The 8,657-nt window shown below is 75.0% G+C and carries 10 protein-coding genes; 5 read left to right on the forward strand and 5 right to left on the reverse strand.

Annotated elements, in window-relative coordinates; translation table 11 throughout:
* Positions 1 to 84: 84 nt before the first annotated feature.
* The gene (locus tag ACFWEK_RS15130; RefSeq protein ID WP_416345052.1) at positions 85 to 762 is read right to left on the reverse strand and encodes a Crp/Fnr family transcriptional regulator; all 678 of its coding nucleotides are present in this window, start codon (positions 760 to 762) and stop codon (positions 85 to 87) included.
* Between the two features lie 186 nt (positions 763 to 948).
* Between ACFWEK_RS15130 and nth the strand changes: the two genes are divergently transcribed.
* Positions 949 to 1,698 carry an endonuclease III gene (nth, locus tag ACFWEK_RS15135; protein ID WP_430546115.1) on the forward strand — a complete coding sequence of 250 codons (750 nt, stop codon included), beginning with the start codon at positions 949 to 951 and terminating at the stop codon, positions 1,696 to 1,698.
* Positions 1,699 to 1,722: 24 nt separating this feature from the next.
* On the opposite strand, the gene ACFWEK_RS15140 is transcribed toward nth, so the two are convergent.
* Complete coding sequence (locus ACFWEK_RS15140) at positions 1,723 to 2,658, reverse strand: alpha/beta fold hydrolase (RefSeq protein WP_430546144.1); 936 nt, start codon at positions 2,656 to 2,658, stop codon at positions 1,723 to 1,725.
* A 138-nt stretch (positions 2,659 to 2,796) separates the two neighbouring features.
* Positions 2,797 to 3,519, reverse strand: a complete 723-nt coding sequence (locus ACFWEK_RS15145) for a winged-helix domain-containing protein (protein ID WP_430546116.1) — start codon at positions 3,517 to 3,519, stop codon at positions 2,797 to 2,799.
* 275 nt (positions 3,520 to 3,794) lie between these two features.
* Here ACFWEK_RS15145 and ACFWEK_RS15150 point away from each other — a divergent pair, with 275 nt between their 5' ends.
* The gene (locus ACFWEK_RS15150) at positions 3,795 to 4,541 is read left to right on the forward strand and encodes a hypothetical protein (protein ID WP_430546117.1); all 747 of its coding nucleotides are present in this window, start codon (positions 3,795 to 3,797) and stop codon (positions 4,539 to 4,541) included.
* 39 nt (positions 4,542 to 4,580) lie between these two features.
* On the opposite strand, the gene ACFWEK_RS15155 is transcribed toward ACFWEK_RS15150, so the two are convergent.
* Positions 4,581 to 5,255, reverse strand: a complete 675-nt coding sequence (locus ACFWEK_RS15155; protein ID WP_430546118.1) for a YceI family protein — start codon at positions 5,253 to 5,255, stop codon at positions 4,581 to 4,583.
* A gap of 188 nt (positions 5,256 to 5,443) precedes the next feature.
* Positions 5,444 to 5,830 (reverse strand): DsrE family protein, encoded by a 387-nt coding sequence (locus tag ACFWEK_RS15160; RefSeq protein ID WP_430554559.1) that lies wholly within the window; start codon positions 5,828 to 5,830, stop codon positions 5,444 to 5,446.
* A gap of 169 nt (positions 5,831 to 5,999) precedes the next feature.
* On the opposite strand from ACFWEK_RS15160, the gene ACFWEK_RS15165 reads away from it, so the two are divergent.
* From ACFWEK_RS15165 to ACFWEK_RS15175, 3 genes are all read left to right on the forward strand, one after another.
* Positions 6,000 to 6,566: an FABP family protein gene (locus ACFWEK_RS15165; RefSeq protein ID WP_429766694.1), complete on the forward strand. Its 567-nt coding sequence runs from the start codon at positions 6,000 to 6,002 to the stop codon at positions 6,564 to 6,566.
* A 10-nt stretch (positions 6,567 to 6,576) separates the two neighbouring features.
* Positions 6,577 to 7,728 (forward strand): YgfZ/GcvT domain-containing protein, encoded by a 1,152-nt coding sequence (locus tag ACFWEK_RS15170; protein ID WP_430546120.1) that lies wholly within the window; start codon positions 6,577 to 6,579, stop codon positions 7,726 to 7,728.
* Positions 7,729 to 7,738: 10 nt separating this feature from the next.
* Positions 7,739 to 8,657 (forward strand): aromatic acid exporter family protein (locus ACFWEK_RS15175; RefSeq protein ID WP_430554560.1); only part of this gene is annotated, 919 nt, incomplete at its 3' end.

The following is an 8,657-nucleotide window of genomic DNA, read 5'->3' on the forward strand; positions in this document are numbered from 1 at the left end:
GAATGCCCCTCCCGCCTGCGTCAGCGAGCGAGGTGTCGGCCGCAACCGAGGTGGCGGCCGCAACCCAGCGACCGAAACCCAGGATCAGCGAGCCCGCCGCTCCAGACGATCGATGTCGAGCAGGACGACCGCGCGACCCTCCCGGCGCACCCAACCGCGCGTCGCGAAGTCCGCCAGAGCCTTGTTGACCGTCTCGCGCGAGGCACCGACCAGCTGGGCGAGCTCTTCCTGCGTGAGGTCGTGGGCGACGCGGATGCCGTCGTCGTTGGGCTCGCCGAAGCGGGCGGAGAGGTCGAGGAGCGCCTTGGCGACGCGGCCGGGGACGTCGGAGAAGACGAGGTCGGCCAGGGTCTCGTTGGTGCGGCGCAGGCGGCGGGCCAGGGCGCCGAGCAGGGTGGTGGCGACGCTGGGGTGCGCGGCGATCCACTGCACGAGGGCCTGGTGGCGCAGCTCGTAGACGAGCGCGTCGGACACGGACGAGGCCGTCGCGGTGCGGGGGCCCGGGTCGAACAGGGACAGCTCGCCGAACATCTCGCCGGGGCCGAGGATCGACAGCAGGTTCTCCCGGCCGTCGCTCGACCGACGACCGAGCTTGATCTTGCCCTGCGCGATGACGTAGAGCCGGTCGCCGGGCTCGCCCTCGCGGAAGAGGACGTCCCCGCGGGTCAGCTCGACCGGGACCATGGACTCGAAGAGCGCCTTCGTCTCCTCGGATTCCATGTCCGCGAAGAGAGGGGCGGAGAGCACGACGGTGTCGTCCACAGGATTCCTCACGTGGTTCGTGGGCGGCCGTCCCGGGTCGGGTGCGGTCGTCCGGGGGTTGTCAAGAGGGTGTGTTCCGGTTCTCAGTCTGCCTCACCGCACCAAATCGCGGCACGACGAAGCGCCGGGAGGCGCCGGGGGAGCGTTGCCGGAGCCCGTGTGGGCGGGCGTGGCTACGCTCGCAGTGTGCCGACGAAGCCCGCCTCCTCGACCGCTCTCACGTCCGACGCGACGCCTACGGGCGAGTCGCGGGTCGCGCTGGTGCGCCGCGCGCGCCGCATCGACCGCGAGCTGGCCGTGACGTACCCGGACGCGCGGGCGGAGCTGGACTTCACGACGCCGCTGGAGCTGCTGGTGGCGACGGTGCTGTCGGCGCAGACCACGGACGTGCGGGTCAACGCGACCACACCGGCGATCTTCGCCCGCTACCCGGACGCTGCCGCGTACGCGGGCGCGGACCCCGCGGAGATGGAGGAGCTGTTCAAGCCGCTCGGCTTCTTCCGGGCCAAGACGCGCTCGATCATCGGGCTGGGGCAGGCGCTGGTCGAGCGGTTCGACGGCGAGGTCCCGGCCCGCCTGGACGACCTGGTGACGCTGCCGGGCGTGGGGCGCAAGACGGCGAACGTGGTGCTGGGCAACGCGTTCGGCGTCCCCGGGATCACGGTGGACACGCACTTCGGCCGGCTGGCGCGCCGCTTCGGCTGGACCGACCAGGAGGATCCGGTCAAGGTCGAGCACGAGGTGGGGGCGCTGTTCCCGAAGAAGGACTGGACGATGCTGAGCCACCACCTCGTCTGGCACGGGCGCCGGCGGTGCCACGCCCGGCGGCCGGCGTGCGGGGCGTGCCCGGTGGCGCGCTGGTGCCCGTCGTTCGGGATCGGGGAGACCGACCCGGTCGCCGCGGCGAAGCTCGTCAAGCCGGGGCCGCGGGGCTGAGCCCTGCCGAGCCGTGACCCGGTCTCAGCGGGCGGCGGCGAGCGCGTGGTCGAGCCAGTCGACGAGGAGCTTGCCGACCTCGTCGGGGGCCTCCTCGGGCAGGAAGTGCCCGGCGCCGTCGACGGTCTCGTAGCGGAAGTCGCGGGCGAGCGCCGCGCCGTCGACGGGTGCGTGGCGGGGGGCGAGGAAGCCGTCCAGCTCGCCGTGCACCTGCAGCACCGGGACGTCGACGGGCTCGCGCAGCGCGGCGAGGTAGCGGCGGCCGTCGGGGCGCGGCGTCGAGCGGACCATCCAGCGCAGCGACTCCATCACGGTGTGCGCCGCGAACGGGATCCGCATCACCGTGCGGTACAGGTCGTAGGCGTCGGTGCCGAGGGGGCGCGCGGCGCCGTCGCGGAGCACGCGCGCCACCTGGTCACCGTCGGTGAGCCGGCGCTCGGGCAGCGTGGGCAGCTGGTAGGCGGCGAGCTGGCGGCGTGCCAGCGGGGTGAGCAGCTGGCGGCCCGAGACGTGCAGGCGGGCCGGGTGCGGCGCGGAGACGGCGCCCACGGCCGCGGTCACCGCCGGCTGCAGCCGCGCCATCGACCATGCGGTGATGCCGCCGGTGCCGTGCCCGACGACGACCGCCTTGTCGTGGCCGAGGGAGCGCACCACGCCCGCGACGTCCTGGGTGCCGGTGGGGACGTCGTAGCCGGACGGCGGCTTGTCGGAGGCGCCCACGCCGCGCAGGTCCATCGCCGCCACCCGGTACCCGGCGTCGGCGAGGTGCTCCATCTGGTGCCGCCACGCCCACCAGAACTGGGGGAACCCGTGCAGCAGCACGACGAGCGGGCTGCGGCCGCCGTTCGTCCGGTCGGGCCCGGCGAGCGCGACGTGGAAGCGGGCTCCGTTCGCGGGCACGAGCTCGTGCCGCCAGGGTCCGTCGACCAGGGCGCTGGAGAAGTCGCTGGAGTCCGACATCGCGGTCACCGGTCGAACCTACCCGCTGCGGCGCGCCGGGGCCCGTACAGGCGCGCGATGTCACAGGTTCGTCCGTCGGGTCCGACCCTTCGACGGGCTCAGGTCAGGCAGGCTCGACGGGCGGACCCGAGGCCCGACTCAACCGGCGGACTCGACCGGCACGTCTCCGCCCTCGGCCGGACGCGGCTCCTTGGGCGGGTCGAACCGGTAGCCGACGTTGCGGACGGTGCCGATGAGCTGCTCGTGCTCGGGGCCGAGCTTCGCGCGCAGGCGCCGCACGTGCACGTCCACGGTCCGGGTGCCGCCGTAGTAGTCGTAGCCCCACACCTCCTGCAGCAGCTGGGCCCGCGTGAAGACGCGCCCGGGGTGCTGCACCAGGTACTTGAGGAGCTCGAACTCCTTGTAGGTGAGGTCGATGGGCCGCCCGCGCAGCCGGGCGGTGTAGCCGCCGGCGTCGATCGCGAGGTCGCCGGCGGCGATCTCCTGCGGGCCGTCGTCGACGGGGCCGCGCTCGGACCGCTCGATGACGAGGCGCAGGCGTGCCTCCACCTCGGCGGGGGACGCGGTCTCGAGCAGCAGGTCGTCGGCTCCCCACTCGTGCGTGACCACGGTCAGCCCGCCCTCGGTGAGCACGAGCACGAGCGGCACGGTGAGGCCCGTGGCGTGCAGGAGCCGGCACGTGGTGCGCGCGGCGACGAGGTCACGACGCGCGTCGAGCAGGACGACGTCGGAGTCGGGGGCGTCCACCAGGGCGGACGGCTCCATGGGCAGCACCCGGATCCGGTGGCTCAGCAGGCCTAGTGCGGGCAGCACCTCGACCGACCCGCCGGACGCGGGCGTGAGGATCAGCAGCTCGGCCACCGGCACCTCCTCCCGGTCGTCGGACGGTCCGTTCGACAGCGTCCGACAGGTGCGTCCGCCAACGTACCGCGGTGCGGTGTCGATCACACCGCACCCGTCCCGGTCGTGTGACCGGTTCCCGCAGTGTGCCCCGAACCGTGTTGCGGGCGCGTTTCCGATCGACGACCGGACTGTGACGGGCGTGGCCGCGAGGGTGCCGCGACGTGTCGGCGGCGGCTCCCGGCCCCGGGCCGCGAGCAGCGGGACGTCGGCCGCCGTCTGCGACACTCGTCGTCGTGACCGTGACCACCCGCGCCGTCTGGACGGCCGTCCTCTCCGCCGTCGTCGCGGCGGCCGCCGCCCTCGACGACTACGGGATCCTGCCCCTGACGGCGGTGGCCGGGGTCCTCGTGCTGCTCCTCGCGACCGGGTGGGGCCCGCTGCTGCGGCTGCCCGCCCAGGGCGGGACGACGGTCGTCGTGGCGGTCGCAGGGCTCGGCGCCGTCGCCGTGGCGTGGGCCACCCAGGGCGAGCCGGTGCTGCGGAACGTGCCGCTGGTGCTCGCGATGGCGCTGGTGCTGGCGTTCGTCGCGGAGATGCTGCGCCGCGGCGGGCGGCCCCGGCTCGTGGAGTCGGTGAGCGGCACGGTGACGGGCGCGGTCGTCGCGGTGTGCTGCTCCGGCTGGGTGGCCGCCGGGCGCTCCGAGGCGGGCGCGTCGCTCGTGGTCGTGAGCGCGCTCGGCCTCGCGGTCGCCGCAGGGGTGTCGGCGACGCCGGTCGCGCGCGGCTGGGCGGGCTCGCTCGTGGGTGTGGTGCTGGGCGCCGGCGCGGCGGGCGGGGTGGCGACGCTCCTGCCCTCGATCGACCCGGTGAGCGGCCTGGTCGCGGGAGCCGTGACCGGCCTGGTGGTCGCCGTGCTGCGCCTGCTCTTCGAGCGTCAGCCCGCGCTGACCGGCCGCCGGGCGATGCTGGCCGCGGTCACGGCGCCGGTCGCCGTGAGCGGCATCCTGGTGTTCGTCGTGGGGCGACTCGTCGTCGCCTGAGCCGGCGCGCCGCCCCGCGGCGGCGGGCCCGGCCCGGCGTCACGCCGGGCGCTCGACCACGCCCGCCATGTTGATGGCCTCGCCGGCCAGCTCGATGCGGACCTTCTTGCTCACGAGCACGCCGCCGGCCTCGAGCGGCACGTTCCACACCAGCCCGTACCTCTCGCGCTCGAAGTCGGCCGACGCGCTGAAGCCGAAGATGTCGCGGCCGTACGGGTCGCGCCCGGCCCCGCCGAACTCGGCGTCGAGCGCGATGGGGTGCGTGATGCCGCGGATCGTCAGGTCGCCGTGCAGCACGAACTTCGCCGACGTCTTCAGCGTGCTGGGGGCCGTGTCGGCGCGCCCCGGGGTGCGGCCCTTGAGCCGGGCCCAGGAGAAGATCGGGTCGACCTCGGTGCGCCACTCGAGGCCCGTGCTGCGGAAGTCGATCGTGGGGTAGTTCTCCACGTCGAGGAAGTCGGGGCTGAGCAGGTGCGCGTCCCGGTCCGGCAGGTGGGTGCTGATCGACGCGGCGTCCAGGCTGGCGGCGACCGACGACTGCAGCGGGTCCTCGGCCACACGGATGGTCGCGCTCCCCGACGAGAACTCGCCGCGCACCGGGCTCACCATCATGTGCATCGCGAGGAAGCCGAGCCGCCGGTGCTCCTTGTCGAGCACGTAGTCGCCGGCGGCGGGGATGACGAGGTCGTTCCAGGTCCTGGTGGACGAGGTCATGGATGGTTCTCCGTGGTCGCGACGTCGGCCGGCGCCGGGGGGCGGGCCCGTGGGGCACGTGCGCCCGCCAGCCGGCTCGACGGCGGGGCGTCACTCGATGCTTCAACGTTCAATCTACGGTACGGGGGGTGCCCGGCGGGAGTGCGTCCGCCGACCGGGTGGTGCGCCTCACACGACGGTGCGGGGCGTCAGTAGACGAGCGCCTGGGCCCCCGGTCGGAGCACCTCCTCGGCGAAGACCGCCGCCCCGGCGATGCGGACGCCCGGCAGGACGTCGTCGGGCCCGAGGTCGCGGCGGGCGGCGCACTGCGTGCAGAGGGTGACCGAGCCGGAGGCGAGGACGGCGTCGAGCAGGTCGGCGGCGGGTGCCGCGTGCTCGAGCTCGAGGTCCGCCACGCGGCCCGGGACGGCGAACCACGCCGCCTCGCCGGTGAGCCACAGGCTCACCTCCGCGCCGGCGGCGACGGCCGCGGCCGCCACGGTGAGCGCCTGGTTGGCGGCCTCCGGCCGGTCCGTCCCCGACGTGGTCTTGATCACGAGCGAGCGCGCGGGCGTCGCAGCGGTGGGGGTGCTCATGGGCGGCGACCTTACTCACGCTGACCGACCCGGCGACGGCTGGGTAGGATCGCGGCATGTCGATCCACGCTCTCGAGGCAGTGTTCACCGGTCTGCTGGTCGTCGTCTCGATCACGATCATCTGGTTCGCCGGCTACGTCGTCTACAAGCTGTTCCAGGGCCAGCGCTGATGCCCTTCGCCTTCCCCGAGGGACTCGCGCCCGAGGTCTACCCGCTCGCGTGGCTCGTGGGCCGCTGGCGGGGCGAGGGCGTGATCGAGTACACCGGCATCGACGAGACGCCGTTCGTGCACGACCTCGTCTTCGACCACGACGGCGGCCCCTACCTGCGGTTCGAGTCCACGTTGCGCGTGCGCTCCGCCGCGGCGGCCGACGGCGAGGGCGGTGACGCTCCGGGCGACGACGAGCCCGACACGGTCTGGTCGACGGAGACCGGCTACTGGCGCGTGTCGAGCGACCGACCGGAGGGGCTGGAGGACGACCGGCACGCGCTGGAAGTGCTCGTCACCGACGCGTCCGGCCGCCTCTCCCTGTTCCTCGGCGTCGCGGGCAACGGCCGCATCGACCTGGCCACGGACTTCGTGGCCCGCACCTCGACGGCCGCGGAGGTCACCGCGGCGAAGCGCCTGTACGGCCTGGTCGAGGGGCGCCTGATGTGGGTCGAGGAGCTCGCCGCGTTCGGGCACCCGCTCGGCTCGTACGCCTCCGCCCAGCTCGACCGCGTCGAGAACGACTGAGGGGACCCCGATGGACTCGCCGCTCCTGGCCCGACAGGGCGCCGTGGCCGCCACGGGTGCCGACGAGGGCGTCGCCTGGCACTACGGAGACCCGGTGGCCGAGCAGCGCGCGCTCGCCCGCGGCGGTGCCGTGGTCGACCAGTCGCACCTGGGCGTCGTGCGCGTCGCCGGGCCCGACCGCCTGTCGTGGCTGCACTCGATCACGTCGCAGGACGTGCAGGCGCTGCCGCCGCGCACCTCCACCGAGCTGTTCGTGCTGTCGCCGCAGGGCCACGTCGAGCACGCCGCCGGCGTCGTCGACGACGGCGAGGCCACCTGGCTGGTCACCGAGGGCGACCACGCCGCGCCGCTCACCGCCTGGCTCGAGCGCATGAAGTTCATGATGCGGGTCGAGATCGACGACCTCTCCGCCGAGTACGCGGCGCTGGGGGAGCCCGTCGCCGCCGAGGGCGTCGAGGGCGAGCCCGTGACCTGGTGGGACACCTGGCCGCGCGTCGCGCAGGGCGGCACCCGGTACGGCCCGCCCGAGACGGAGCACCCGGGCCTGGACCGTCCGTGGCGCCTCGTCCTCGTGCCGCGCGCCGACCTGGAGGCCGCCGTCGCCGAGCGCGAGGCCGCCGGGTGGCGCCTGGCCGGCACCTGGGCCACCGAGGCGCTGCGCGTCGAGGCGTGGCGCCCGCGGCTGGCCCACGAGGTCGACCACCGGAGCGTGCCGCACGAGCTCGACTGGCTGCGCACCGCAGTCCACCTGCACAAGGGCTGCTACCGCGGGCAGGAGACGATCGCGCGCGTGCACAACCTCGGCCGCCCGCCGCGGCGTCTGGTGCTGCTCCACCTCGACGGCTCGCAGCACGTGGTCCCCGAGGCGGGCGCCCAGGTGTTCGTCGGCGGGCCCGACGGGCGTGCGGTCGGCACCGTGACCACGGTGGCGCGGCACCACGAGCTCGGACCGGTCGCGCTCGCCGTGATCAAGCGGTCCGCCCCCGAGGACGCCGAGCTCACCGTGGTGGGCGACGTCGGCGGGCAGGAGCTGCAGGTCGCGGCCGCGCAGGAGGTCGTGGTGCCGGGCGACGGCGTCTCGGCCGACCGCCCCGAGGCGCACGGGCCGCTGACCCGCGGCCTCACCCCGCGCGGGCCCGACGCCCCGCAGAGCCTGCTGTGAGTAGGCGCCCGTGAGCGACGAGCCGGCGGCCCGTCCCGCGGGCGACATGTCCCGCCGCGCGGGCGCCGCGGCGCGCGCCGCGCTGCGGTCCCTGCCCCGGCGCATCCGGCTCCGGCAGGGCATCTCGCGGGTCCGGGTCGCGTTCTGGCCGATCGTCCAGGCGGCGCTGGCCGCGGGCGTCGCGTACGGGATCGCGGTCGTCGTGCTCGGGCACACCCAGCCCTTCTTCGCCGCCGTCGCCGCGTGGGTCTGCCTCGGCTTCAGCTTCGATCGCGAGCTGCGGAAGGTGGCGGAGGTGGCCGCGGGCGTGGCCCTCGGCGTCGGCCTGGGCGACCTCATGGTCCACCTCATCGGGTCGGGCTGGTGGCAGATCGCGCTGGTGATGGCGGTCTCGGCGCTCCTCGCCCGGTTCGTCGACCGGGGCCCGCTGGTGACGATCCAGGCGGGGGTCCAGGCGGGCGTCGTCGTGGGCCTGCCGGCGTCGGTCGCGACCAACGGCGCGTTCGGTCGGTGGACGGACGCCCTGGTCGGGGGCGGCGTCGCGCTGCTCGTCGCGCTCCTCACGCCCGGCGACCCGCGGCGGCGCATCCGTGACCTGGCGCAGAGCGCGACCCGGGAGCTGGCCCTGACGCTGGAGTCCGTCGCGCTCGGCCTGCGCGACGGCGATGCCGACGAGCTCGCCGCGGCGCTGGTGCGCGGCCGGGCCGCCGAGAAGTCGCTCGAGGAGTGGCACGACGTCGCGACCAAGTCGGACGAGATCGCCCGGGTGAGCGTCAACCGCGTGCTCAGGGCGGAGATCACGCGGCTCACCGGCCAGGCGGTGCTGGTCGACCGGGCCATGCGCAGCGTGCGGGTGCTCGCCCGGCGTGTCCCGGCGACGCTCCGCTCGCTGGGAGAGCTGGGGGAGGAGGGGAGCCACCGCGTGACGG

Source organism: Isoptericola sp. NPDC060257, from assembly GCF_042726645.1.
GTDB lineage: Bacteria > Actinomycetota > Actinomycetes > Actinomycetales > Cellulomonadaceae > Isoptericola > Isoptericola nanjingensis.